This window comes from Streptomyces sp. BYX5S (assembly GCF_054724165.1).
In genome coordinates, this window is the sequence record NZ_CM138829.1 from 6,972,363 (window position 1) to 6,997,472 (window position 25,110).

At 69.6% G+C, this 25,110-nt stretch carries 22 protein-coding genes and 1 riboswitch; of the genes, 13 read left to right on the forward strand and 9 right to left on the reverse strand.

The annotated features are described in order from the left end of the window. Positions 1-31: 31 nt before the first annotated feature. Complete coding sequence (locus tag ACYBSK_RS31370) at positions 32-481, reverse strand: hypothetical protein (protein WP_460244127.1); 450 nt, start codon at positions 479-481, stop codon at positions 32-34. Positions 482-607: 126 nt separating this feature from the next. Between ACYBSK_RS31370 and ACYBSK_RS31375 the strand changes: the two genes are divergently transcribed. Both ACYBSK_RS31375 and ACYBSK_RS31380 read left to right on the forward strand, forming a co-directional pair. Then, positions 608-1,576, forward strand: coding sequence for a diacylglycerol/lipid kinase family protein (locus ACYBSK_RS31375; RefSeq protein WP_457480625.1), 969 nt, complete (start codon positions 608-610; stop codon positions 1,574-1,576). Between the two features lie 321 nt (positions 1,577-1,897). Continuing rightward, complete coding sequence (locus tag ACYBSK_RS31380; protein WP_016639615.1) at positions 1,898-2,155, forward strand: WhiB family transcriptional regulator; 258 nt, start codon at positions 1,898-1,900, stop codon at positions 2,153-2,155. Positions 2,156-2,365: 210 nt separating this feature from the next. Here the strand turns inward: ACYBSK_RS31380 and ACYBSK_RS31385 are convergent, their stop codons facing one another. Then, entirely contained in the window at positions 2,366-3,832 is a 1,467-nt protein-coding gene (locus ACYBSK_RS31385; protein ID WP_457481924.1) for a sensor histidine kinase, read from the reverse strand. A gap of 427 nt (positions 3,833-4,259) precedes the next feature. After that, positions 4,260-5,330 carry an SIS domain-containing protein gene (locus tag ACYBSK_RS31390; protein WP_460244128.1) on the reverse strand — a complete coding sequence of 357 codons (1,071 nt, stop codon included), beginning with the start codon at positions 5,328-5,330 and terminating at the stop codon, positions 4,260-4,262. Positions 5,331-5,570: 240 nt separating this feature from the next. On the opposite strand from ACYBSK_RS31390, the gene nagB reads away from it, so the two are divergent. Continuing rightward, positions 5,571-6,356 (forward strand): glucosamine-6-phosphate deaminase, encoded by a 786-nt coding sequence (gene nagB, locus ACYBSK_RS31395; protein WP_457480627.1) that lies wholly within the window; start codon positions 5,571-5,573, stop codon positions 6,354-6,356. 238 nt (positions 6,357-6,594) lie between these two features. Here the strand turns inward: nagB and ACYBSK_RS31400 are convergent, their stop codons facing one another. From ACYBSK_RS31400 to ACYBSK_RS31415, 4 genes are all read right to left on the reverse strand, one after another. Then, the gene (locus ACYBSK_RS31400; RefSeq protein ID WP_460244129.1) at positions 6,595-8,076 is read right to left on the reverse strand and encodes a glycoside hydrolase family 3 protein; all 1,482 of its coding nucleotides are present in this window, start codon (positions 8,074-8,076) and stop codon (positions 6,595-6,597) included. 9 nt (positions 8,077-8,085) lie between these two features. Next, a complete protein-coding gene (locus tag ACYBSK_RS31405; RefSeq protein WP_457480629.1) occupies positions 8,086-8,940 on the reverse strand; it encodes a carbohydrate ABC transporter permease in 855 nt (284 codons plus the stop codon). Continuing rightward, positions 8,937-9,893, reverse strand: a complete 957-nt coding sequence (locus tag ACYBSK_RS31410) for a carbohydrate ABC transporter permease (RefSeq protein WP_460247137.1) — start codon at positions 9,891-9,893, stop codon at positions 8,937-8,939. The genes ACYBSK_RS31405 and ACYBSK_RS31410 overlap by 4 nt, the downstream gene beginning before the upstream one ends. A gap of 136 nt (positions 9,894-10,029) precedes the next feature. Next, entirely contained in the window at positions 10,030-11,334 is a 1,305-nt protein-coding gene (locus ACYBSK_RS31415) for a sugar ABC transporter substrate-binding protein (RefSeq protein ID WP_457480630.1), read from the reverse strand. A 341-nt stretch (positions 11,335-11,675) separates the two neighbouring features. Here ACYBSK_RS31415 and ACYBSK_RS31420 point away from each other — a divergent pair, with 341 nt between their 5' ends. The 8 genes from ACYBSK_RS31420 to ACYBSK_RS31455 all read left to right on the forward strand — a co-directional run bounded on the left by ACYBSK_RS31420 (position 11,676) and on the right by ACYBSK_RS31455 (position 21,247). Continuing rightward, positions 11,676-12,440: a GntR family transcriptional regulator gene (locus ACYBSK_RS31420; RefSeq protein ID WP_457480631.1), complete on the forward strand. Its 765-nt coding sequence runs from the start codon at positions 11,676-11,678 to the stop codon at positions 12,438-12,440. A gap of 124 nt (positions 12,441-12,564) precedes the next feature. Further along, the gene (locus ACYBSK_RS31425; protein ID WP_460247138.1) at positions 12,565-14,706 is read left to right on the forward strand and encodes a carbon starvation CstA family protein; all 2,142 of its coding nucleotides are present in this window, start codon (positions 12,565-12,567) and stop codon (positions 14,704-14,706) included. Next, entirely contained in the window at positions 14,675-14,878 is a 204-nt protein-coding gene (locus ACYBSK_RS31430) for a YbdD/YjiX family protein (RefSeq protein WP_457480633.1), read from the forward strand. Before ACYBSK_RS31425 ends, ACYBSK_RS31430 begins: the two co-directional genes overlap by 32 nt. Before the next feature lie 126 nt (positions 14,879-15,004). Next, entirely contained in the window at positions 15,005-15,262 is a 258-nt protein-coding gene (locus ACYBSK_RS31435) for a DUF3311 domain-containing protein (protein ID WP_457480634.1), read from the forward strand. Then, positions 15,259-16,887: a monocarboxylate uptake permease MctP gene (mctP, locus tag ACYBSK_RS31440; protein ID WP_457480635.1), complete on the forward strand. Its 1,629-nt coding sequence runs from the start codon at positions 15,259-15,261 to the stop codon at positions 16,885-16,887. The genes ACYBSK_RS31435 and mctP overlap by 4 nt, the downstream gene beginning before the upstream one ends. Positions 16,888-16,991: 104 nt before the next feature. After that, complete coding sequence (locus ACYBSK_RS31445; protein WP_460244130.1) at positions 16,992-17,492, forward strand: GNAT family N-acetyltransferase; 501 nt, start codon at positions 16,992-16,994, stop codon at positions 17,490-17,492. Between the two features lie 108 nt (positions 17,493-17,600). Beyond that, a riboswitch (cobalamin riboswitch) is annotated at positions 17,601-17,731 on the forward strand. Positions 17,732-17,852: 121 nt separating this feature from the next. Next, positions 17,853-20,228 carry a ribonucleoside-diphosphate reductase subunit alpha gene (locus tag ACYBSK_RS31450; protein WP_460244131.1) on the forward strand — a complete coding sequence of 792 codons (2,376 nt, stop codon included), beginning with the start codon at positions 17,853-17,855 and terminating at the stop codon, positions 20,226-20,228. Then, positions 20,228-21,247, forward strand: a complete 1,020-nt coding sequence (locus ACYBSK_RS31455; RefSeq protein WP_460244132.1) for a ribonucleotide-diphosphate reductase subunit beta — start codon at positions 20,228-20,230, stop codon at positions 21,245-21,247. The genes ACYBSK_RS31450 and ACYBSK_RS31455 overlap by 1 nt, the downstream gene beginning before the upstream one ends. Positions 21,248-21,253: 6 nt before the next feature. Here the strand turns inward: ACYBSK_RS31455 and ACYBSK_RS31460 are convergent, their stop codons facing one another. Further along, positions 21,254-22,864, reverse strand: a complete 1,611-nt coding sequence (locus ACYBSK_RS31460) for a recombinase family protein (RefSeq protein WP_460244133.1) — start codon at positions 22,862-22,864, stop codon at positions 21,254-21,256. Between the two features lie 215 nt (positions 22,865-23,079). Between ACYBSK_RS31460 and ACYBSK_RS31465 the strand changes: the two genes are divergently transcribed. Together ACYBSK_RS31465 and ACYBSK_RS31470 are read left to right on the forward strand one after the other, a co-directional pair. Next, the gene (locus ACYBSK_RS31465; RefSeq protein ID WP_460244134.1) at positions 23,080-23,991 is read left to right on the forward strand and encodes a helix-turn-helix domain-containing protein; all 912 of its coding nucleotides are present in this window, start codon (positions 23,080-23,082) and stop codon (positions 23,989-23,991) included. 65 nt (positions 23,992-24,056) lie between these two features. Continuing rightward, a complete protein-coding gene (locus ACYBSK_RS31470; protein ID WP_460244135.1) occupies positions 24,057-24,887 on the forward strand; it encodes a class I SAM-dependent methyltransferase in 831 nt (276 codons plus the stop codon). On the opposite strand, the gene ACYBSK_RS31475 is transcribed toward ACYBSK_RS31470, so the two are convergent. Beyond that, positions 24,869-25,033, reverse strand: a complete 165-nt coding sequence (locus tag ACYBSK_RS31475) for a hypothetical protein (protein WP_460244136.1) — start codon at positions 25,031-25,033, stop codon at positions 24,869-24,871. The genes ACYBSK_RS31470 and ACYBSK_RS31475 overlap by 19 nt on opposite strands. Between the last annotated feature and the right edge of the window lie 77 nt (positions 25,034-25,110).

Below are 25,110 nucleotides of genomic sequence, written 5' to 3' on the forward strand. Positions count from 1 at the left end.
GGCGCCTTCTCGTGGCGCGTCGCCTCGCGCGCTACTGCGGCGAGGAGCCCGGCGTACGGATGCCCAGCGCGCGCGTGGTCTCCTGGTTGACCAGCAGCACCAGCGCGGCGATCGCCACGGCGGCGAGCGCGATGCCGCCGCCGATGGCCATGCTGTCGGCCTGGAGCAGCGTGTAGGCGACGGGCAGAGCCATGATCTGCGTGATGATCGCGGGGCCCCGGCTCCAGCCCTTGCGGGCGAGCAGGCCGCGCGCGGCGAACAGCGGCAGCAGCGCGAGCACGACGAGCGTGACCCCGCCGGTGACGGCCTGCTCCGGGTTGTCGGGGTGCCCGGCGAGACCGGCGATCAGCATGTAGACACCGCCCACGACGAGCGCGAGCCCTTCGAGTCCGGCCAGGGCGGCCGCGACGGTCAGCCGGACGGGGCGCGGGCCGACGGCTTCTTCGGGGGTCTCGGGGGCGGGATTCTGCTCTGAGGTCACCTTTGCAGCGTAGCCGCCACCGACCGCCGCTTCGAAGGCCGGACCCCGCGGGAAACGGGTGCCGACTCCCGCCGGACACCCACCTCGGTCTGGGTCGGATCAAGGCCGCTGGGTACTCTGCCTTGCATGCGTGCACTTCTCGTGGTCAATCCGGCGGCAACCACCACCAGCGCGCGCACGCGTGATGTCCTCATCCACGCCTTGGCGAGCGAGATGAAGCTCGAGGCCGTCACCACCGAGTACCGCGGCCACGCGCGCGACCTCGGCCGGCAGGCCGCCGAGAGCAAGGACATCGAGCTGGTCGTCGCCCTCGGCGGCGACGGCACGGTCAACGAGGTCGTGAACGGGCTGCTGCACAACGGCGTCGACCTCGACCGCCTGCCCGGCCTCGCCGTCGTCCCCGGCGGCTCCACGAACGTCTTCGCGCGCGCCCTCGGCCTGCCGAACCACCCCGTGGAGGCCACGGGGCAGCTCCTGGACGCCCTGCGAGAGGGCCGGCGGCGCACGGTGGGCCTGGGCCTCGCCTCGGGCACCGTGGGCACGGAGGACGAGGGCGTGCCGGCGCGCTGGTTCACCTTCGCCTCGGGCCTCGGCTTCGACGCGGGCGTGGTCGGCCGGGTCGAGCAGCAGCGGGAGCGCGGCAAGCGTTCGACGCATGCCCTGTACGTGCGACAGGTGGTGCGCCAGTTCCTCGGCGAGGCCGACCGGCGGCACGGCACCATCACGCTCGAACGGCCGGGCGAGGATCCGGTCACGGATCTGGTCGTCTCGATAGTCAGCAACACGTCGCCGTGGTCCTTCCTGGGCAACAGGCCGCTGTACCCGACACCGCAGGCGTCCTTCGACACCGGCCTTGACGTGCTCGGACTCAAGAAACTCTCGACTCCGGCGGTGGCCCGTTACGGCACCCAGCTGCTGGCTTCGACACCCGAACGCGGCCCCCACGGGAAGAACGCGGTCACGCTCCACGACCTGACCGACTTCACCTTGCATTCGAAGGCGCCCCTGCCCCTTCAGATGGACGGCGACCACCTGGGACTGCGAACCAGCGTGACGTTCACAGGCGTACGCCGTGCACTGCGTGTGATTGTGTGAGTGGAAGGGACTAAAGTCCTTCATCTCGAACGTTTGGGCTGGCATCCACCCCATGGAAGTACGGCTGTGACCTAGCCGACACCGAGGAATCAAAAAAAACTTTCCAGAAGGGGTTGTATCCGCCGCCGAGGTTTGCGAATCTCTACATGGCGCTCGGGACGGCCCGCAACATCGGCCCCACAGAGAGCCCGAATCCCCTCCTCAAAAGATACGGACACCCGTCGCGGATGTGACGTTCGTCCGGTTCACTTGTTGAGGGTTTCGTGAAAGCGTTCACATTCACAAGCAACCTGCACGTAATACCAAGGAGAGGTAGCAGCCATGGACTGGCGTCACAACGCCGTTTGCCGCGAGGAAGACCCCGAGCTCTTCTTCCCCATCGGCAACACCGGTCCCGCGCTGCTGCAGATCGAGGAAGCCAAGGCCGTCTGCCGCCGCTGCCCCGTCATGGAGCAGTGCCTGCAGTGGGCGCTCGAGTCCGGCCAGGACTCCGGCGTCTGGGGTGGCCTCAGCGAGGACGAGCGCCGCGCGATGAAGCGCCGCGCCGCTCGCAACCGGGCCCGTCAGGCCTCCGCCTGATCCCGCACCCCGTACGAGCCTGAGCCCGGCGGCGCGTACATCGAGTACGCATCTCCCGCCCCCGAGCCGCAGCGCGCAGTACCCCCCGATGCTCCCCCAGGCTCAGCCCGGGACATGACCCGAGCAACGCGAGCAGTGAGCCCCGGAACCGTTCGACGGTTCCGGGGCTCACTGCTGTCCGGGGTCGGCCGCGCGGCCGACCCCCTTCCGCTATTTGCTGCTGCGTACGGGAATGTCGAGGATGACCTGTGTGCCGCGTTCCGGTGCGGGCACCATGTCGAACGTTCCGCCCAACTCGCCCTCCACCAGGGTGCGCACGATCTGCAGCCCCAGGTTCCCCGCGCGCTTCGGGTCGAAGTCCTCGGGCAGGCCGACGCCGTCGTCCTGAACGGTGATCAGGAGGCGGGCCTCCTTGCTGGTGCCGCCGCGCACGGCCGAGACCTCGACCGTGCCGGTGTCGCCCTGGCGGTAGCCGTGCTCCAGGGCGTTCTGCAGCACCTCGGTGAGCACCATCGACAGCGGGGTGGCGACCTCGGCGTCCAGGATGCCGAAGCGGCCGGTGCGCCGGCCCGTCACCTGGCCCGGTGAGATCTCCGCCACCATGGCGAGGACCCGGTCGGCGATCTCGTCGAACTCCACGCGCTCGTCCAGGTTCTGGGAGAGCGTCTCGTGCACGATCGCGATGGAGCCGACCCGGCGGACCGCCTCCTCCAGCGCCTCGCGGCCGCGGTCGGACCCGATGCGGCGGGCCTGGAGGCGCAGCAGCGCGGCGACCGTCTGGAGGTTGTTCTTCACCCGGTGGTGGATCTCTCGGATGGTCGCGTCCTTGGTGATCAACTCGCGTTCGCGGCGGCGCAGTTCCGTGACGTCGCGCAGCAGGACCAGCGAACCGATGCGCACGCCCTTGGGCTTGAGCGGGATCGCGCGGACCTGGATCGAGCCCTCCTCGCCCTCGATCTCGAACTCGCGCGGCGCCCAGCCGCTGGCCACCTTGGCGAGCGCCTCGTCCACCGGGCCGCGGGACGGCGCCAGTTCGGCCGTCGTCGTACCGAGGTGGTGGCCGACCAGATCGGCCTGGAAGCCCAACCGGTGGTACGCGGACAGGGCGTTGGGCGAGGCGTACTGGACGATGCCGTCCGCGTCGAGCCGGATCAGGCCGTCGCCCGCGCGCGGGGAGGCGTCCATGTCGACCTGCTGGTCGGGGAACGGGAAGGTGCCGGCCGCGATCATCTGCGCGAGGTCGGAGGCGGACTGGAGGTAGGTCAGCTCCAGGCGCGAGGGCGTGCGGACGGTCAGCAGGTTCGTGTTCCGCGCGATGACGCCGAGGACACGGCCCTCCCGGCGTACGGGGATGGACTCCACCCGCACCGGGACCTCCTCGCGCCACTCGGGGTCGCCCTCGCGCACGATGCGGCCCTCGTCGAGCGCGACGTCCAGCATGGGGCGGCGCCCCCGCGGGACGAGGTGGCCGACCATGTCGTCCTGGTAGGACGTCGGACCGGTGTTGGGCCGCATCTGGGCCACGGAGACGTATCGCGTGCCGTCATGGGTGGGGACCCACAGGACGAGGTCGGCGAAGGAGAGGTCGGAGAGCAGCTGCCACTCCGAGACCAGCAGATGCAGCCACTCGAGATCGGAGGCACCGAGGGCGGTGTGCTGGCGGACGAGATCGTTCATGGAGGGCACGGGCCGAGCTTAACCGGCACCCGCCGAAGGCCCGAAAAGACCGGAGGCGCGAGAAGACCAGGGCCTGAAAAGACCGACGGGCCGCGGCGCCGGGGGCAGGGACCCTCAGCCCTTCCCCTAGCACCGCAGCCCTTCAGGTGCACCGGCTTCCAGGTGTGCGGTCCCGGCTGCCGATCGAGGATCCGACGCAGTCAGGGCAGAGAGCGGCGGGTCCTCTGTCCGTCCTCCTGTGCGGGGAGGGCGGAAGTTCCAGTTACGCATTGTGGACTAGACCATTCTCCCCTGTCCATGCCTCGGCAGAGGTTTGTTCTCGTCGGTTTCTCCGACGGTCACGGCCGTCCCTCGTCCACTTCAACGTCCCTACCCCTGCACGAGTGCCGGACACCGCCGGTTCATTCGCGGGCCGGTCGATTCCCGGTCAGCGGGTCTCCGTGACCTTCGCGAGGGCGCGCGGGGCGTCCGGGTCCTGGCCCCGGGCGATGGTCACCTCGTACGCGAGGAGCTGGAGCGGCAGGATCTCCAGGACCGGCTGCACCTCCTCGGCGACCCCGGCGGTCGGCAGGACGAAACCGGCGGAGGCGCGGGCCACCTGGGCCTCGGGGCCGACCACCATGAGGTCCGCGCCGCGCCCGCGGAGCCGGTCGAGGACGGGCTGGAGGGCGTCGCCGCCGCGGCCGTCGGTGACCACGGCGATGACCGGGGAGATGTTGTCGACCATGGCGAGGGGGCCGTGCAGCAGGTCGGCGCCGGAGTAGGAGAGGGCGGGAATGTAGCTGGTCTCCATCAGCTTGAGGGCCGCTTCCTTGGCGGTCGGATAGCCGTAGCCGCGCGAGGTGATCACCATGCGCTCGGCGAAGCGGTAGCGGGCCGCCAGGGCGCGGACCTCGTCCTGGCGGGCCAGGATCCGGTCGGCGTGGCCGGGCAGCACGGCGGCGGGCGCCCCGTCGCCGCCCCGCAGGCCCTCCACGAAGAGGTACAGGGCGAGGAGCGAGGCGGTGTACGTCTTCGTCGCGGGCAGGGCCTTCTCCGGTCCGGCCATGATGTCGACGTGGTGCTCGGAGACCGCGGCCAGCGGGGAGTCCGGGTTGTTGGTGACCGCGAGGGTGATCGCGCCGGCCTCGCGGGCGGCCTTCGTGGAGGCGACCAGATCGGGCGAGCCGCCGGACTGGCTGACCGTGATCACGAGGACGTCGCGCAGGTCGGGGCGGGCGCCGTACGCCGTCGTCGTGGACATCGAGGCGAGGCCGCAGGGCAGGCCGAGGCGGATCTCCAGCAGGTACTTGGCGTAGAGCGCGGCGTTGTCGGAGGTGCCGCGGGCGGTGAGCAGGACGAAGCGGGGGGCGCGGGCGGCGACCCTCCGGGCCACCTCCTGGATGCGCGGGGCGCCGTCGGCGAGGAGGCGGCGCAGCACGTCGGGCTGCTCGCGCATCTCGCGCGTCATGATCCGACCGGGGCGCTCGGGGTCGGCCTCGGGGACGGGGGCGGTCATACGGGCACCTCCGGTGCGTCGGCGGACCGGGGCCGTGGCCGATCGGGCTCCGGACACCTTCCACTGTGGCCTCGGGGCGCCCGCGCCGCCTACCGGGCGCTTCGAGGTGCCGGGCTCCGGCGCAGCGCCGAGCATGGTCGAAGAGGTGTGGTGAAGGGCCTGACCGAGGGGTCGCGCTCTGTTAGATTGGTCTATACCACATGTCATTCCGTCCCCTCTGACCAGAACGGCAGGCCCAGCGTGGAAGTTGTGATCGTTCCGGACGCCACGGCAGGTGGCGAGCTCATCGCCGAGGCCATGGCCCAGCTGCTGCGGCGCAAGCCCGACGCGCTGCTCGGCGTCGCCACCGGCTCGACTCCGCTGCCCATCTACGAGGCGCTCGCGGCCCAGGTGCGCGCCGGCGCGGTCGACGCGTCGAAGGCGCGGATCGCCCAGCTGGACGAGTACGTGGGGCTGCCGACCGGGCACCCCGAGTCGTACCGGGCGACGGTGCTGCGGCAGGTCGTGGAGCCGCTCGGGCTGAGCGAGGCGTCCTTCATGGGGCCGGACGGCAGCGCGGACGACGTGCAGGCGGCGTGCGAGGCGTACGACCAGGCGCTGGCGGACGCCGGGGGTGTGGACCTCCAGTTGCTGGGGATCGGGACGGACGGGCACATCGGGTTCAACGAGCCGTGCTCGTCGATCGCGTCGCGGACGCGGATCAAGACGCTGACCGAGCAGACGATCACGGACAACGCGAGGTTCTTCGACGGCGACCTGGCGCAGGTGCCGCGGCACGTCATCACGCAGGGCATCGGGACCATCCTCGAGGCGCGGCACCTGGTGCTGCTCGCCACGGGTGAGGGGAAGGCGGATGCGGTGGCGGCGACCGTGGAGGGGCCGGTGGCGTCCGTGGTGCCGGCGTCGGCGCTGCAACTGCATCCGCACGCGACCGTGGTGGTCGATGAGGCGGCGGCGTCGAAGCTGAAGCTTGCGGATTACTTTCGGCACACGTACGCGAACAAGCCGGAGTGGCAGGGCCTGTAGCCCGCCGCCCCGCTCACCCGGGGGTACGCCCCCGGGGCTCCGCCCCGGACCCCGCTCCTCAATCGCCGGAGGGGCTCAAAGGCGGGGCACCCGCCGTCCGCGGGCGTCGGTCGCGTGGGCGGCGGGTGGGCTGATCAAGCCCCTGCGGCGATTGAGCAGCGGGGTCCGGGGCGGTCCGGATGGCCGGTGCCCCGCCCCTCCAGCCTCTCCGGCGATTGAGGAGCGGGGCACGTCCAGGTCAGAGGTGGGTGAGGGCCTCGGCGGCCGCCACCGCGCACACCCTCGCCGCCCCGTGCGTAGCAACATGCAGCGCACCCCGCGGCGCCGCCTGAGGCACGCCCATCTCCACGACGACCGTGTCCGGGCGCACGGCCAGGAGGTCGTCCAGGGCGCGGGACATCCACGGGTGACGGTGCTCGTCGCGGACGACGGCCACCACCCTCCGCTCCCCGGCCGCGGCCAACGCGTCCCGCGCGGCGTCGGCCCCGGTGTAGGAACCGGTCGTGGTGCCGGGCAGGAGGCGTTCGAGTTCGGCGGCGACGCCCCACGGCGTCTCGTCGCCGACCGCGATGTTGGCGACCGGCGTGAAGGCCGCGACGTGCACCGGCCCGTCCACGGCCGCACCCACGCCCCGCGTCACCGTGACCGCCCGGCGGGCCGCGACGAGGCCCACCTCGGGATCGCCCGCCGCAGCCCCGGGCCGGGCCGGCGCCGCGGTCCACTGGGACAGCTCCCGCACCCGCGCCGCCGCGTCCGCGAGCCGCTCCTCGGGGAGCTCGCCGGAGCGCACCGCCCCCACGAGCGCGTCGCGCAGCCGCAGCACCGTGTCGTCGTCGGCGAGCCCGCCGCCCACACAGATCGCGTCGGCCCCCGCGGCGATGGCGAGGACGCTGCCGCGCTCGATCCCGTACGTGGCGGAGATGGCCTTCATCTCCATGCCGTCCGTGACGATGAGCCCGTCGTAGCCGAACTCCTCGCGGAGCAGACCGTGCAGGATCCGACGCGACAACGTTGCCGGAAGCTCCGGGTCCAGCGCCGGGACCAGGATGTGCGCGCTCATCACGGCCCGCGAGCCCGCCGCGATGGCCGCCCGGAACGGGGCGAGGTCGCGGGCCCGCAGCGTCTCCAGGTCCACGTCGATGCGCGGCACGTCGTGGTGCGAGTCGACCGCCGTGTCCCCGTGGCCGGGGAAGTGCTTCGTACAGGCGGCGACGCCCGCGGACTGCAAGCCCTCGACGTACGCGGCGGTGTGCCGGGCCACCAGCGCGGTGTCCGCGCCGAAGGACCGGACACCGATGACCGGGTTGTCGGGGTTGGCGTTGACGTCCGCGGAGGGCGCCCAGTTGAGGTTGACGCCGCACTCGGCGAGCCGGCGGCCGAGCTCGGCGGCCACCGCGCGCGTCAGCTCCACGTCGTCGACCGCGCCGAGCGCGTGGTTGCCGGGGAAGGACGAGCCGGTGCGCACCTCAAGGCGGGTGACGTCGCCGCCCTCCTCGTCGATGGCGACCAGGACGTCCCCGCGCTCGGCCCGCAACTGGGCCGTCAGCGCCGCCAGTTGCTCGGCCCCCAGGATGTTGCGCCCGAACAGGCCGACCGACGCCAGCCCCTCCCCCAGCCGCCTGAGCAGCCAGTCCGGCGCGGAAGTACCGGTGAAGCCGGGCTGGAGGACGGTGAGGGCATCGCGCGTCAGAGTGTCTGTACCACGTGTCATAGTCGTCATCGTGCGGCGTTATCCCTTCACGGCGCCGGAGGTGAGACCCGTGGCCATCTTCTTCTGGATGAACATGAAGAAGACCACCACCGGCAGAGCGATCATCGTGGACGCGGCCATCAACGCGCCGTAGTCGGTGCCCCGTTCGGTCGTGAACGTCATCAGCCACACGTTGAGCGTGTACTTCGAGTCCTCGTTCATCAGGATGTACGCGAACAGGTACTCGTTCCACGCGTTCACGAGGGCGAAGATCGAGGAAGCGGCGAGGCCGGGGGCGAGCAGCGGGAAGACGACGCGGCGGAACGCGCCCATGCGCGTGCACCCGTCGACCATCGCCGACTCCTCCAGCTCCACGGGGATGTTGACCACGAAGCCGCGGATCATCACCGTGGCGAAGGGCAGCGTGGAGACCAGGTAGACGACGATGACGCCCCAGTACTCGTTGAGTCCGCCCATCGCGTTGAGCTGGGTGTAGATGGGGATGAGCATCGCGGTCGGCGGCAGCATCTGGACCAGGATCATCGCCATGAGCAGCGCGCGCCGGCCGGTGAAGCGGAAGCGTCCGATGGCGAGCGCGGCGAGGGTCGCGATGATCATGCCGCCGACGACGGCGGTGATCGAGATGATGAGGCTGGACTGGATCGCGGTGCCGAAGTTCGGCTGCTTCACGGCGCGCGCGAAGTTGTCGAAGGTGATCGACGACGGCCACAGCGTCTGGTCGTAGGACCGGATCTCGTGGTTGGGGCGCAGCGCCGAGATGATGAGCCAGTAGACCGGGAAGGCCATGACGACGGCGATGACGAGCCCGAGGATGTTGTAGCCGAGCCGGGTCTTCTTCCGGTCGGGGCGCAGCCCCGCCGTGGAGGCGCTCATTCGACCTCTCCTGTCTTCATGAGCTGGCGCAGGTAGTACACGGCCACCCCGGAGAGCAGCAGAACGGTGATCAGGGCGATCGCGGTGCCCTGGCTGAAGGACGTCGAGGTGAACGCCTTGGAGAAGGAGTAGAGACCGAGGGTCTCGTAGTCCGGTTCGGGCTTGTTGCCGCGCAGCAGCCAGATCTGCCCGAAGACGTTGAAGTCCCAGATCACCGAGAGCGTGGTGACCATGATGAAGACGGGCTTGATGACCGGCCAGGTGACGAAGCGGAAGACGCCGAGGGCGCTGGCGCCGTCGAGCTGGGCGGCCTCCTCCAGTTCGGCGGGGACCTGGGTGAGGGCCGCGTACAGGGTGATCACGACGAACGGGACGGCGCCCCAGATGACGAGCGCGGCGATCACCGAGAAGCCCTGCAACGGGTCGAGGAACCAGTTGTGGCCGAGCCAGTCGTCGCCCGCGACCTTGGCGATGAGCGTGTTGATCAGGCCGTAGTCGGAGTCGGCGAGCCAGCGGAAGATCGACGAGGCGACCAGCAGCGGCATCGACCAGGCGGCGATCAGGGCGGTGGTGAGCGTGAGCCGCACCCAGGTCGACAGGCGCATCATCAGCAGCGAGATCAGCAGGCCGATCGCCATGGTGAGCGCGACGCAGACCACCATGAAGACCACCGTGCGGACGGTGACCTGCCAGAACTCGGCGTCGCCGAGGATGTTGGTGAACTGGTCGAAGCCGACCCACGGCGGGCTGTCGCCCGTCCACAGCTCGCGCCGCCCCATGTCCTGGAAGGACATGATCACGGTCTTGACCAGGGGGTACGCATACACAGCGGCCAGCGCGACGATCGCCGGCAGGATCAGGAGGTAGGGGAGCGACGCCCCCTTCTTCCGCGGTGGGCGGCCGGTGCCGCGGGGCCCCTTGGCGAGGACGTCCCCTTCCGGCCTCTCCGCCACGAGGGGCGGCGGCCCGGCGGCCTTGGTGTCGGCGGCAGTCACGTGGCTGACCTTTCTCGTAACGGCGGGGCCGATCGCGTCGGCCCCGCCCTTCACTTCGGAGCCCTTTGCGGAGCTCTGCCGAAGCCGCGAGGGCTCAGGACTCCTTGTTGATCAGCTCGTCGATCTTCGCGTCGGCCGTCTTGGTGGCCGAGGCGACGGACTTGCCCTTGAGGATGTCGAGAAGCATGTTCTTCAGGACCTCCTCCTTCTCGATCGCGGTCCAGCCCGGGGCGATCGGCGTGAACCAGGCGCTCTCCACCGCGTTCGCGGCGGCCTCCGTCTCCGCCTTCTCCTTCAGCGGCTGGAGCTGCTTGGTGTTGCTGGGCAGCACGTTCTTGGAGGTGAGGACCTCCTGGGACTTCTCGCTCGTGAACATGGAGATCCAGTCCTGGGCGAGGTCCGCGTTCTTCGACTTCTGCGTGACGGCGAGGTCGGAGCCGCCGACGAAGGACGGCAGGGTCTTGCCGTTCGGGCCCGGCATGGAGGCGACGGCGATCTTGTCCTTCAGCTTCGGGTTGCCGTTGGCCTTGCCGTCGACGACGGAGCCGGCCTCCCAGCCGTTGCCGTACAGGACGCCGGCCTTCTCGTTGGCCATCACGTTGGCGTGGTCCTGCTCGTCCTTGGTGATGTCGCCCTTGTTGTACTTCTTCACCAGGTCGATGAAGTGCTGGATGCCCTCCTGCGACTTGGCGTCGGACAGGGAGCCCTTCCACTTCTTGGTGCCGTCGTCGTACGTGGCGATCTGGCCGCCGTACGCCTGGACGTAGGACATGGCGGCGTACCAGTAGCGGCCCGGCAGGTACAGCGAGGAGAAGCGCTTGTCCTTGGCGCCCTGCTTCGCGGTCTCCTTGTCCATCGCCTTGAGGAACGCGGTCTCGTCGGTGGGCAGCTCGTCGGAGCCGGTGGCCGACTTCAGCATGTCCTTGTTGTAGATGGCGACGCGCGCACTGGAGTAGTACGGGACGCAGTACATCTTGCCCTCGAAGGAACAGGTGTCCGCGAGGCCCTTGATCCACGAGTCGCTGTTGTCGTACTTCTTGGGGTCGATCTCGGCGAGCGCCCCGTTGAGGATGTACTGCATGGTCTCGGTGTTGCCGAGCTCGACGACGTCCGGGAACTTGTCCCCGCCCAGGGCGGTGTCGAGCTTCTTGGCCTTGTCCGCCCACTGCTGGTAGGAGACGTTGACCTTGACCTTCGGGTACTTCTTCTTGAACTGCGCGTTGACGTCCTTGACCAGCTCGGGCCAGGTGCTCTGCGCGTCGACCATCAGCCAGACCGTGACGTCGCCGGTGCGGTCCTTCGGGTCCTTGCCGGCGTTGCTGTCACTGCCGCCCCCACAGGCCGCGACCGCGGACATCATGGCCGCGACACCTACGGCCGCTATGAGCTTGCGCTTCATGTCACCCTCCTCAGGGATGCCTGCAACCCCCCACCCACAGCGATGACATACGGCGAGCACACGTCTGTGTACGCGGATACGGCTGATGGGACTGGGACCTGATCTTTAATGGTGTAGACCAGTACGGGGAGCTTGGCCCAGACCAATTGGGCTGTCAAGGGTGGCCGAGAAAGGTCTCCGCGTCCGTTATCGGAACGACATCCGAGACGCATCCGCCGGACAGGGCAGGGGCGTTGAGGCCGTCCGCCGCACCCCGGCGGGTGGACTAGACCAGACGCCCACCGGGCGGTATAAGGAGGGGTCACGGAGTCGCGTGGGCACCGGAGCCGGGAAGGCGGAGCATGAGCACCGACGTCAGCAGTGCGGAGAACGAGAGCGGGGCGCCCGTCCGTACCGCACGCGTGCCCAAGTACTACCGCCTGAAGAAGCACCTGCTCGACATGACGGAGACGCTGCCGCCGGGCACCCCGGTGCCGCCCGAGCGCACGCTGGCCGCCGAGTTCGACACCTCCCGCACCACGGTCCGCCAGGCGCTCCAGGAGCTCGTCGTCGAGGGCCGCCTCGAACGCATCCAGGGCAAGGGCACCTTCGTCGCCAAGCCCAAGGTCTCCCAGGCGCTGCAACTCACCTCGTACACCGAGGACATGCGGGCCCAGGGCCTGGAGCCGACCTCGCAGCTGCTCGACATCGGCTACGTCACCGCCGACGACACCCTCGCCGGACTGCTCGACATCACCGCCGGCGGCCGCGTCCTGCGCATCGAGCGGCTCCGCCTCGCGAGCGGCGAGCCGATGGCCATCGAGACCACGCACCTGTCGGCCAAGCGCTTCCCGGCGCTGCGCCGCAGCCTCGCCAAGTACACCTCCCTCTACACGGCGCTCGCCGAGGTCTACGACGTACGGCTCGCCGAGGCCGAGGAGACCATCGAGACCTCGCTCGCCACGCCGCGCGAGGCGGGCCTGCTCGGCACGGACGTGGGCCTGCCGATGCTGATGCTCTCCCGCCACTCGATCGACGGCTCGGGCCGGCCGGTGGAGTGGGTGCGCTCGGTGTACCGCGGGGACCGGTACAAGTTCGTGGCGCGCCTCAAGCGGCCGACTGAATGAGCGTCAATTCCCTTGCCCCGCAGCGCACATAACGGAGTAGACGCTTTCCCGTACGCGGTGTAGCGCGGCTCACATTTCTGGCTTACGGTCCTCCCGTCATCGCATGGACGGGGAGGACAGATCGGTGCGTACCGCGTCTCCTAGAACCATCATCCTGTGGACCGTGGTCGCCCTCGTGGGCGCGGCCGGCTGGTCCGTACTCGCCCTCTCCCGCGGCGAGGAGGTCTCCGCCGCCTGGATGGTGGCCGCCGCCCTCGGGACGTACGCCATCGCCTACCGCTTCTACGCGAAGTTCATCGCGTACAAGGTCCTGAAGGTCGACGCGAAACGGGCCACGCCCGCCGAGCGGCTCAACAACGGCATCGACTACCACCCGACCGACCGGCGCGTGCTGCTCGGCCACCACTTCGCCGCCATCGCGGGGGCCGGGCCGCTGGTCGGGCCGGTGCTCGCGGCGCAGATGGGGTATCTGCCGGGCACCATCTGGATCATCGTCGGCGTGATCTTCGCGGGCGCCGTGCAGGACATGGTGGTGCTGTTCTTCTCGACGCGGCGCGACGGGCGTTCGCTCGGGCAGATGGCACGCGAGGAGATCGGCCCGTTCGGCGGGGCCGCCGCGCTGGTCGCCGCCTTCGCCATCATGATCATCCTGCTCGGCGTGCTCGCCCTCGTCGTGGTGAACGCGCTCGCCGAGTCGCCGTGGGGCACCTTCTCCATCGCGATGACCATCCCGATCGCCCTGCTCATGGGCTTCTATCTGCGCGTACTGCGCCCCGGACGGGTGTCCGAGGTGTCGCTCATCGGGGTGGCGCTGCTGCTGCTCGCGCTGGTCGCCGGGCGCTGGGTCGCCGAGTCCTCGTGGGCGGACGCCTTCACGCTCGCGCCGTCGACGCTCGTGATCTGGATGGTGGCCTACGGGTTCGTCGCCTCGGTCCTGCCCGTGTGGATGCTGCTCGCACCGCGCGACTACCTGTCGACGTTCATGAAGCTCGGCACCATCGCGCTGCTCGCCATCGGAGTCGTCGTCGCGCTTCCGACGCTGAAGATGGACGCGGTCACCGACTTCGCCTCGCGCGGCGACGGGCCGGTCTTCGCGGGCTCGCTCTTCCCGTTCGTCTTCATCACCATCGCGTGCGGCGCGCTCTCCGGCTTCCACGCGCTGATCTCCTCCGGTACGACGCCGAAGATGATCCAGAAGGAGACGCAGGTCCGGATGATCGGCTACGGCTCCATGCTGATGGAGTCGTCGGTGGCCGTGATGGCGCTCGTCGCCGCGTCGATCATCGACCCCGGCCTGTACTTCGCGATGAACGCGCCCGCCGGCGTCATCGGCGACAGCGTGCAGTCCGCGTCCCAGGCCGTGGCGAACTTCGGGTACTCGATCACCCCGGCCGAACTCGCGCAGGCCGCCAAGAACGTCGAGGAAGCGAGCCTGCTGTCCCGCACGGGCGGCGCGCCGACCCTCGCCGTCGGCGTCTCGGAGATCTTCTCGCAGGTCACCGGCGGCGGGATGCGCTCCTTCTGGTACCACTTCGCGATCATGTTCGAGGCGCTGTTCATCCTGACCGCGCTCGACGCGGGCACGCGCGTGGGGCGGTTCATGCTCCAGGACATGCTCGGCAACGTCTACAAGCCCTTCAAGAACGTGAGTTGGAAGCCGGGCCTGCTGCTCACCAGCGCCGTCGTCGTCGGCCTGTGGGGCTACTTCCTGTGGGTCGGCGTGCACGAGCCGCTCGGCGGGATCAACCAGCTCTTCCCGATCTTCGGCATCTCCAACCAGCTGCTCGCGGCGGTCGCCCTCGCCGTCTGCACGACGCTCCTGGTGAAGTCGGGGCGGCTCAAGTGGGCCTGGATCACCGGCGTTCCGCTGATCTGGGACGTCGTCGTGACGCTCACGGCCAGCTGGCAGAAGGTGTTCTCCTCCGACCCGCGCGTCGGCTTCTTCCAGCAGCGCTCCAACTACCAGGACGCCATCGACGCGGGCAAGATCCTGCCGCCCGCGAAGAGCATGGACGACATGCACACCGTGGTCACCAACTCCACGGTGGACGGCGTCCTTTCGGCCGCGCTCGCGCTCCTCATCGTGGTGGTCGTCCTCGACGCGCTGCGGGTATGCGTGAAGCACGTACGGAACCCGCAGGCGTCGAAGCTGAGCGAGGCCCCGTACGTCGAGTCCACGCTGGTGGCCCCGGCCGGGCTCGTTCCCACGCAGGCGGAGAAGGCGGAGGCGCGCGATGCCGGCGTCGGCAGTGCTACGGGTGGCTAGGTATGTGCGCTGGTTCGTCCGGGAGTTGACGGACGAGAGCGCCTACGAGCGGTACGTGGCGCACCTCGGGGAGACCCACCCGGGTGCGCCCGCGCCCTCGCGGCGCGAGTTCGAGCGCATGCGGACGGACCGCCAGGAATCGGATCCGCGACAGGGGTTCCGCTGCTGCTGAACCGGCCCGTCTACGTATCCGTTATCCGGACAGGGGTTCCGTAGATCAAGACTCTCGCTTAGATTTCCCGGGCGTTAAACCTGAGGTAAGTGGGATCTCTGATCAGCGAGGGGAACGGGTCCGCGAATGTCCGATGCGCCTGAAGTGAAACAACCGGTGGTCACGCCGGTCCGCGTGATCATTGCACTCTGTCTGGTCGCACCGTTCGTCGCGATGCTCTGGGTCAGCTCCTACGCCAAGGTCGAACCGACCTTCATCGGCATCCCGTTCTTCTACTGGTACCAGATGCTCTGGGTGCTCATCTCGACCGCGCTCACCATGATCGCGTACAAGCTGTGGCAGCGCGATCAGCGTGCCCGCAAGTCTGCTGGAGGCCAGGCGTGAACGGCGGCGTCAACGGTGTCGCGCTCACCGTCTTCATCATCTTCTTCGTGGCCGTCACGGTCATGGGCTTCCTCGCCGCGCGCTGGCGGAAGGCCGAGAACGAGGCCTCGCTCGACGAATGGGGCCTGGGCGGACGGTCGTTCGGCACCTGGATCACCTGGTTCCTGCTCGGCGGCGACCTCTACACGGCGTACACGTTCGTCGCCGTCCCCGCCGCGATCTACGCCGCCGGAGCCTCCGGCTTCTTCGCGGTCCCGTACACGATCCTCGTGTACCCGCTGATCTTCACCTTCCTGCCGCGCCTGTGGTCGGTCTCCCACCGGCACGGATACGTCACGACCTCCGACTTCGTCCGCGGCCGCTTCGGCTCCAAGGGGCTCTCGCTCGCGGTCGCCGTCACCGGCATCCTCGCCACGATGCCCTACATCGCGCTCCAACTGGTCGGCATCCAGGCCGTCCTGGACGTGATGGGCGTCGGCGGCGGCGAGAACACCAACTGGTTCATCAAGGACCTGCCGCTGCTGCTCGCCTTCGGCGTGCTCGCCGCGTACACGTACTCCTCGGGCCTGCGCGCCCCCGCGCTGATCGCGTTCGTCAAGGACACCCTGATCTACCTCGTGATCGCGGTGGCCATCATCTACATCCCGATCAAGCTGGGCGGCTTCGACAACATCTTCGCCGCGGCGAGCGACAAGTTCGACGCCGCGAACGAGGCGGCGGGCAAGCCGGTCGCCGGACTCGCGCCGGGCTCCTCCGGCACGTGGACGTACGCGACGCTCGCGCTCGGCTCCGCGCTCGCGCTGTTCATGTACCCGCACTCGATCACGGCGACCCTGTCCTCCAAGAGCCGCGACGTGATTCGCCGCAACACCACGATCCTGCCGCTGTACTCGCTGATGCTGGGCCTGCTCGCGCTGCTCGGGTTCATGGCGATCGCCGCCGGGATCAAGGTGCAGAACGGGCAGCTGGCGATCCCGCAGCTGTTCGAGGACATGTTCCCGGACTGGTTCACGGGCGTCGCGTTCGCCGCCATCGGCATCGGCGCGCTGGTCCCCGCGGCCATCATGTCCATCGCCGCGGCGAACCTGTTCACGCGCAACATCTACAAGGACTTCATCAAGCCGGACGCGACGCCCGCGCAGGAGACCAAGGTCTCCAAGCTGGTCTCGCTCCTGGTGAAGGTGGGCGCGCTGGCCTTCGTCCTCACCATGGACAAGACCGTCGCGATCAACTTCCAGCTGCTGGGCGGCATCTGGATCCTCCAGACGATGCCCGCCCTCGTCGGCGGCCTGTTCACCCGCTGGTTCCACCGCTGGGCGCTGCTCGCCGGCTGGGCGGTCGGCATGCTGTACGGCACGCTCGCCGCGTACGGCGTGGCCTCCCCGACGCAGAAGCACTTCGGCGGCTCCTCGGCGGAGATCCCCGGCATCGGTGAGATCGGCTACATCGGCCTCACGGCATTCGTCCTCAACGTCGTCGTCACCGTCGTCATGACCTTCGTCCTGCGGGCGGTCAAGGCCCCGGACGGCATCGACGAGACGTCCCCCGAGGACTACACGGCCGACGCGGGCGACAAGGGCGTCCAGGTCGACCTGCCGACGGTCGGCGCCGGCTCCGGCCACTGACGACGCGCACGCGCACGCGTCGGGCCCCTCCACGGCGGAGGGGCCCGACGCGTTTTCCGGGAAAGCGTTGCGGGCGCGGCCGGACGTCGCGTAACCATGACCTCGTGATCAGAACTGTGCGCCCCGAAGAGTACGACGTCCTCGGCGAGTTGAGCGCCCGCGCCTATCTCGGCAGCGGCCTCCTCGCGTTCGGCGACGACGACTGGTACGCCGCCGAGCTGCGCGACGTCGAGAAGCGCGCACGGCAGGCCGAGGTGCTCGTCGCGGAGGACCCCGAGGGCCGGGTCGTCGGCGGCGTCACGTACGTTCCCTCGCACGACCACCCGTACGCGGAGGTGTCCCGCCCCGGCGAGGCCGAGTTCCGGATGCTCGCGGTGGCGGTCGAGGCGCGCGGCAAGGGCGTCGGCGAGGCGCTCGTACGGGCCGTGATCGAGCGGGCGCGGGCGGCCGGGAAGCAGGCCCTGGTGCTGTGCACGCAGCCCGTGGCGACCTCCTCGCACCGGCTGTACGAGCGCCTCGGCTTCACGCGGGTCCCGGAGCGGGACTGGGAGCCGGTCCCGGAAGTGCTGCTGCGGGCGTACGAGTTGAAGCTGTCCGACGGCTGAGGTCCGTCACGCGCCGGGCCCACCTCGTGACGCACCGCACTCACCTCCGGACTCACCTCCGGACACGCCGACACACAAGATATGGGGCTGAAGCACAAGCCCGACACAACATGTATGCTCGCTCTCGCTGTCGCCGCAGGGGAATCCGGTGCGAATCCGGAACTGTCCCGCAACGGTGTGCGTAGGCGTACAAAACCGCCCGCGCGAGTCCGATGACCTGTCGACGGTACGCCCGAGCCGTCCGGCTTGGGCGTCGACGACGTCCGGGCCTCGCGGAAAGGGCCGGTGGACGAGGGCCCGTGCGCCCGCGCTGCCACCACCTCCCCGCAGGCCCCGAGCCGAGCGAGGGAGAGCCTCCACGTGACCATCGCGCCCGCTGATCCTGCTTCAGCCACGGTCGATGCCGCTGCCGATGCCCCGGGCACCGCGCTGCTGCGCACGCTGACCGAGCTGACCGCCGACCTCCCCGACGCCGACCCCGGCAGAATCGCCACGGCCGCCCTGCGCGGGCGCTCGGCGCGGGCCGACGAGGCCGAGCTGCGCGATCTCGCCACGGAGGCCGCGGCCGGCCTGATCTCCGAGGACCCGGCCTACTCCCGGCTCGCCGCCCGCCTGCTCACCCGCGCCATCGCCGCCGAAGCCGCCTCCCAGGGCGTCACCCGGTTCACCGAATCCGTCGCCGTCGGCCACCGCGAGGGCCTGATCGCGGACCGCACGGCCGAGTTCGTCCGCGTGCACGGCGCCCGCCTCGACGCCCTCGTCGACCCGGCAGGCGACGACCGCTTCGGCTACTTCGGCCTGCGCACCCTGCACAGCCGCTACCTGCTGCGCCACCCCCTCACCCGGCACGTCGTCGAGACCCCGCAGCACTTCATGCTGCGCGTGGCCTGCGGTCTCGCCGAGGACGACTCCGTCCGCGCGCTCGACGAGGTGGCCGCCCTGTACGGCCTGATGAGCCGCCTCGACTACCTGCCCTCCTCCCCCACCCTCTTCAACTCCGGCACCCGCCACCCCCAGATGTCGAGCTGCTACCTCCTCGACTCCCCGCTCGACGAGCTCGACTCGATCTACGACCGCTACCACCAGGTGGCCCGCCTCTCCAAGCACGCGGGCGGCATCGGCCTCTCGTACTCCCGCATCCGCAGCCGGGGCTCGCTGATCCGCGGCACGAACGGCCACTCCAACGGCATCGTCCCCTTCCTCAAGACGCTCGACGCGTCGGTGGCGGCGGTGAACCAGGGCGGCCGCCGCAAGGGCGCCGCCGCGGTCTACCTGGAGACCTGGCACTCCGACATCGAGGAGTTCCTGGAGCTGCGCGACAACACCGGCGAGGACGCGCGCCGCACCCACAACCTCAACCTCGCGCACTGGATCCCGGACGAGTTCATGCGCCGCGTGAACGCCGACCAGCCGTGGTCGCTGTTCTCCCCGGCCGACGTGCCCGAACTGGTCGACCTGTGGGGCGAGGAGTTCGACGCCGCGTACCGCAAGGCCGAGGCGGAGGGGAAGGCGCAGAAGCAGATCCCCGCCCGCGAGCTGTACGGCCGCATGATGCGCACCCTCGCGCAGACCGGCAACGGCTGGCTCACCTTCAAGGACGCCGCCAACCGCACCGCCAACCAGACGGCGGAGCCCGGCCACACGGTGCACTCCTCCAACCTCTGCACGGAGATCCTGGAGGTGACGGACGACGGGGAGACGGCCGTCTGCAACCTGGGCTCGGTGAACCTCGGCGCCTTCGTGGACACCCGGACGCAGGACATCGACTGGGCGCGCCTCGACGAGACCGTCCACACGGCCGTCACCTTCCTCGACCGCGTCGTCGACATCAACTTCTACCCGACCGAGCAGGCGGGCCGCTCCAACGCCCGCTGGCGCCCCGTCGGCCTCGGCGCGATGGGCCTCCAGGACGTCTTCTTCAAGCTGCGCCTGCCCTTCGACTCGCCGCAGGCCCGCGCCCTGTCCACGCGGATCCAGGAGCGCATCATGCTCGCCGCGTACGAGGCGTCCGCCGACCTCGCCGAGCGCAACGGCCCGCTGCCCGCCTGGGAGAAGACCCGGACCGCGCGCGGCGTGCTGCACCCCGACCACTACGACGTACAGCTGACGTGGCCGGAGCGCTGGGCGGCGCTGCGCGAACGCATCGCGTCGGTCGGCATGCGCAACTCCCTCCTGCTCGCCATCGCGCCGACGGCCACGATCGCCTCCATCGCCGGCGTCTACGAGTGCATCGAGCCGCAGGTCTCCAACCTGTTCAAGCGGGAGACGCTCTCCGGCGAGTTCCTCCAGATCAACGGGTACCTGATCGACGAGCTGAAGAAGCTCGGCGTCTGGGACGCCCAGACCCGCGAGGCGCTGCGCGAGTCCAACGGCTCGGTGCAGGGCTTCACCTGGGTCCCCGAGGAGGTACGCGCCCTCTACCGCACGGCCTGGGAGATCCCCCAGCGCGGCCTCATCGACATGGCGGCGGCCCGCACCCCGTTCCTCGACCAGGCCCAGTCCCTGAACCTGTTCATGGAGACGCCGACCATCGGCAAGCTCTCCTCGATGTACGCGTACGCCTGGAAGTCGGGCCTGAAGACGACGTACTACCTGCGCTCGCGCCCCGCGACGCGCATCGCACGGGCGGCCGGCAACAGCACCGTCCCCGCCCAGACCGCGACCCCGGCGACCCCGGACCCCGACGCGGTCGCCTGCTCCCTGGAAAACCCCGAGTCCTGCGAGGCCTGTCAGTGATGACCACTTCTTCTTCGGACAAGAACCTGCTCGACCCGGGCTTCGAACTGACCCTGCGCCCCATGCGCTACCCGGACTTCTACGAGCGCTACCGCGACGCCATCAAGAACACGTGGACGGTGGAGGAGGTCGACCTCCACTCGGACGTCGCCGACCTCGCGAAGCTGTCGCCGGGCGAGCAGCACATGATCGGCCGCCTGGTCGCGTTCTTCGCGACGGGCGACTCGATCGTCGCCAACAACCTCGTCCTCACCCTCTACAAGCACATCAACTCCCCCGAGGCGCGCCTCTACCTGTCCCGCCAGCTCTTCGAGGAGGCCGTGCACGTCCAGTTCTACTTGACGCTGCTCGACACCTACCTCCCCGACCCGGACGACCGGGCGGCGGCGTTCGCGGCGGTGGAGAACATCCCGTCGATCCGCGAGAAGGCCCAGTTCTGCTTCAAGTGGATGGACTCGGTCGAGGAGATGGACCGCCTGGAGTCCCAGGCCGACCGCCGCCGCTTCCTCCTCAACCTGATCTGCTTCGCGGCGTGCATCGAGGGCCTCTTCTTCTACGGGGCGTTCGCCTACGTCTACTGGTTCCGCAGCCGGGGCCTGCTGCATGGGCTGGCGACCGGGACGAACTGGGTCTTCCGGGACGAGACGGGCCACATGAACGCCGCGTTCGCCGTGGTGGACACGGTGCGCGAGGAGGAGCCCGACCTCTTCGACGACGAACTCGACCAGCAGATCACCGACATGATCCGGGAGGCCGTCGACGCCGAGCTGCAGTTCGGACGCGACCTGTGCGGCGAGGGCCTGCCGGGCATGAACACCGACTCGATGCGCCAGTACCTGGAGTGCGTCGCGGACCAGCGCCTGATGCGCCTCGGCCTCAAGCCGGTCTACGGCTCCGAGAACCCCTTCTCCTTCATGGAGCTCCAGGGCGTCCAGGAGCTGACGAACTTCTTCGAGCGCCGCCCGTCGGCGTACCAGGTGGCCGTCGAGGGCTCGGTCGGCTTCGACGAGGACTTCTGAGCCGCGCTAGACCAGTGCGGGCTGCTCCCACACCCCACCAGGAGCAGCCCGCACGGCGCTGCCCTGCCCCTTGAGGGTCACCTGGACCAGCGCGTTGTCGAAGGGGGCGTTCCTGCTGCGGTCTCGGGGCATCGGCAGGATCGTCACCGCTTCGATCACTTCCCTGAGCGCAAGGCGTCGTTGTCGCATGTCGAGGTGCGGCCATCGCTCTCGGGTGAATCCAGCGAGGAGGTTGGCATCTGCCTGGCTCGCGAGAAACGTCCGACGGTCCTCCTCGAGGTCGCGGATCAGAGCCTCGATCTGCCCCTCTCCGTCCGCGCAGGTTCGAAGGTCCGCGAGTCGCCGTTCACCGGGATACGGCCGAAGATCGGGCAGTATCCCTTCGTACCGCTCCTCCAGAGCACGCAGAGCGATTCCCACGACGTACTCGTCCACCAGATCCACCCGGCGTCCCACTTTCCGGCAACCCGCAGCCACACATCGATACGACGGATGGCGGTTCGTGCCCCGGGGAGGTTGGCCTCCCATCTTCGCTCCGCAGTACGCCCCGTCGAGCCCTGGGTAACCGCAGACCAGGTATCCGGCGAGCAGATACTTCCGTGTCGAGTCCGACGCCTGTGCGCGCCCGCCGATGTTCTCGGTACGCTCCACGGCCCGTCGTCCCAGACCCGGTGCGTGCCATCTGCCGCAACGGTCGATGAGCCTCGCCCACTCGGCCGGGGTGGCGATGGACTGCCAGTCACCGACCACCGGCTCCCCGGTACGGGGGTCGCGCACCAACCCACCGTCGATCACGCGGTAGCCGCAGATCGCCGGGTTCGTCACCATCGACTGGACTGTGGGCACCGTCCACCGCCCTGCACGCACCGTGCGGACGCTCTCCGCCGTGAGCCAGTCGGTGATCGCGGTCCACGCCTGTCCGCCCAGCGCGCGATCGATGGCCTCGCGGAGGTACGGGGACTCGTCGGGGTGCAGCACCGTGTTCGATCGCCGCCCCGCCGCGATGTCGGGGCCGAGCCATCCGAAGCGCCGAGCCCCACCCGTACCTCTGCCCTCCCTCGCGTGGTCCCTGACCGATCTCAGCCTCCTCCTGCTCATCCGTTCCGTCTCGCGCTGTCCGGCTGGAGCGGTTCTTTCGGTGCCCACCTCACTCAAGTGCGCTTTCGGAACGACCAGTTGCCCCTCGTCCACGAGATACAGAAAGGCGTCGAACCCTCCGGCCAGCGCACGGTGCAGCAACGCCTCGTCCCGCGCCAGTCTCACCAGTCGTTCCTCCTCCACCGCGAGGACACCGCGCAGTGCCAGGCCTTCATCGGTCTGCCCCGCGCGCAGGGCTCGCAGCATCCGCACGAAGGCCGGTCGTTCCACGGTGGGGTCCGACGCCGAGATACCGCTGTCGGTGTAGCGGTAGACCACTGCCCACCCTTCTTTTGCAGCCGCAGCATCACAGTTGAGGTGCTGTCGGCCCACTCCCCTGCCTTCGCCGCGGACGTCGAGGCTCACGCGAGCGTAGGAGACCACTGGAGTCCGACCGGCCAGCCACTCGTCAAGCGTGCCTCCCAACTCCAGCGCGTCCGCCAGCGCGGGATGCACCACCCCGTACGAAGCCGAGTCCACTCGATCCCCCTTTCGGTGACCAATGCCGGCCGAGCACGCAACTGCGCACCACGGAAGCCCGGTTGAGATGACTCACCCTGCGGCCGGTTCACCGAGTAGAGCAACATTCTTGAGCGAATACATTCGATCGAGTGACGCCCTCATCTCCGCGCGCGTAGGCTGGCTCGACCTGGGCGCCAACCTGCTCGGGCGCCCAGAACGCAGGTGGGGACGCCATGCCGACACAACAGGTTCCGTTGGTCCAACAGCGCCAACTCGGCGCTGCAATAAGGCGGCTGAGGGAGCAGGCACTCATATCGCAGCGTCGTGCCGCGGAACACATCGACGGCACCCAAGGAAAGCTCTCGAAGATCGAGGCAGGCCGTCAGAACATCCGTCGCCTGGAGCTTTTGGCTCTGCTCGATCTCTACGGCGTGCACGACGAGGCAGTGCGCGACAGCTTGGTGACGCTGCTCCGCGAGCGACCACGCCCCGGAACCCGCTGGTGGCACATGTACGCGGAAGAGCTGCCACCAGGCCTCCTGAACGTCATCGAACTCGAGGACTGCGCGGACGAGATCCGCGAGTACGGGTTCGCGACCCTGCCCACGCTTCTCCAGACACCCGAGTACGCCGATGCCCTGGACCGGCACTCGGACCCTGAAATTACGGGGCTTGAGGCCGAGTTCAGGGCAGAGCTGCGCGAGCGGCGAGGCACGGTCCTGAACCGCGCACAAGGGGCCCGGTTCACCTGGGTGCTCGACGAGGCCGTACTCCACCGCGCAGTGGGCACACCCCGCATCATGGCGCGGCAGCTGAGGCACTTGCTCGCGTTGGGAGACAGCGGTGGGCTGGGCATTCAGGTCGTGCCGTTCGCACGCGGCGGCTACCCCAGCGCCTGGGGCCCGTTTCGCATCATCAGCCGGTTCGGTCCGTCCCCGTTGCACGCAGTATGTGTGCCTCAGTGGCCGCAGACCAGCTGCCTCATGGGGGCCGAACAGGTAGAGGGGTACCGTCGGCTCTTCGACCGCCTGCTCTCGTACGCGCTCCCGCCAGGCCGGTCCGCGGATCTGGTCGCACGGTTGCTGACGGAGGCAGAGGACAACAGCGGTCGCACCGACGCGGCGGCCCAGCCCTCACCCCGCTAGGTTCAGCGCGGTGTGGACGAAATCAGGATGCGTCCTTCGCCACCCTTCGCACACACTGCGATGGCATGACACGCCCTCAGGTCCCAGAAGACGTCCTCGCCTACTACTCCCACGCCTTCGACGAACACGCCCCGCTGAACGCGTCCGCCGCCGGCGTTCTCGAACTCGTGCGTACGCAAGAGCTGTTGCGGCGGCACCTGCCCGCCGCGCCCGCGTCGGTGCTCGACGTGGGTGGTGGGCCCGGGGTGCACGCGCGGTGGCTGGGCGGGGACGGGTATCGGGTGCATCTCGTCGATCCCGTGGAGCGGCATGGGCGGGAGGCGGCGGACGCCGGGTGCTCGGTCGAGGTGGGCGATGCCCGTGCGCTGAGCGCGTCCGACGCCTCGTACGACGTCGTGCTGCTGCTCGGGCCGCTGTACCACTTGCCCGAACCGGCGGACCGGGAGCGGGTGTTGGCGGAGGCGATGCGGGTGGTGCGGCCCGGCGGGCTGGTCGTGGCCGCCGGGATTCAGCGGTTCGCCGCGCTGTTCGATCATGCCGCGCAGGGCCGGTTGCACCTCGACGGGCGGGAGGAGCGGTCGGGGCGGGTGCTCGCGACCGGGAGGAACGAGGGGCGGGAGTTCACGTTCGCGTACTTCCACCGGGCCGAGCGGCTGGCGGCGGAGGTGCGGGACGCCGGGCTGGAGGGCGTCCGGCTGTACGGGGTGGAGGGGCCCGGCGACGCGCTCCTCAAGGCTGCGGAGACGGCCACCGGGCGCCAAGTGCCGCGGGATTCCGAGCTGTTCGAGTCGGCGCTGGCGGCGGCCCGGGTCGCCGATGCGCACGCGGAGCTGCTGGTCGCGAGCTCGCATCTGCTGGCCTTCGGGCGGCGGCCCGGTCAGGCCGCCTTCTCGTAGCGGACGGGGGGCGCCTCGGTGCGGCGGTCCGCGGCGGCGCGGAGCTGGCGGTCGATGCGGCGGTCGTGGGCCATTCCGTACAGGGACGGGGCCGCCAGGAGGAGGAAGACGAAGAGGACGGTGAGGTAGTTCATCGCTGTGTTCATGTCCTCCACTCTGCTGCCGCGGGACGCCGCGCGGCAGTGGCAGGACCGTCACTGACCCTCGAATTACTGCCAACGCT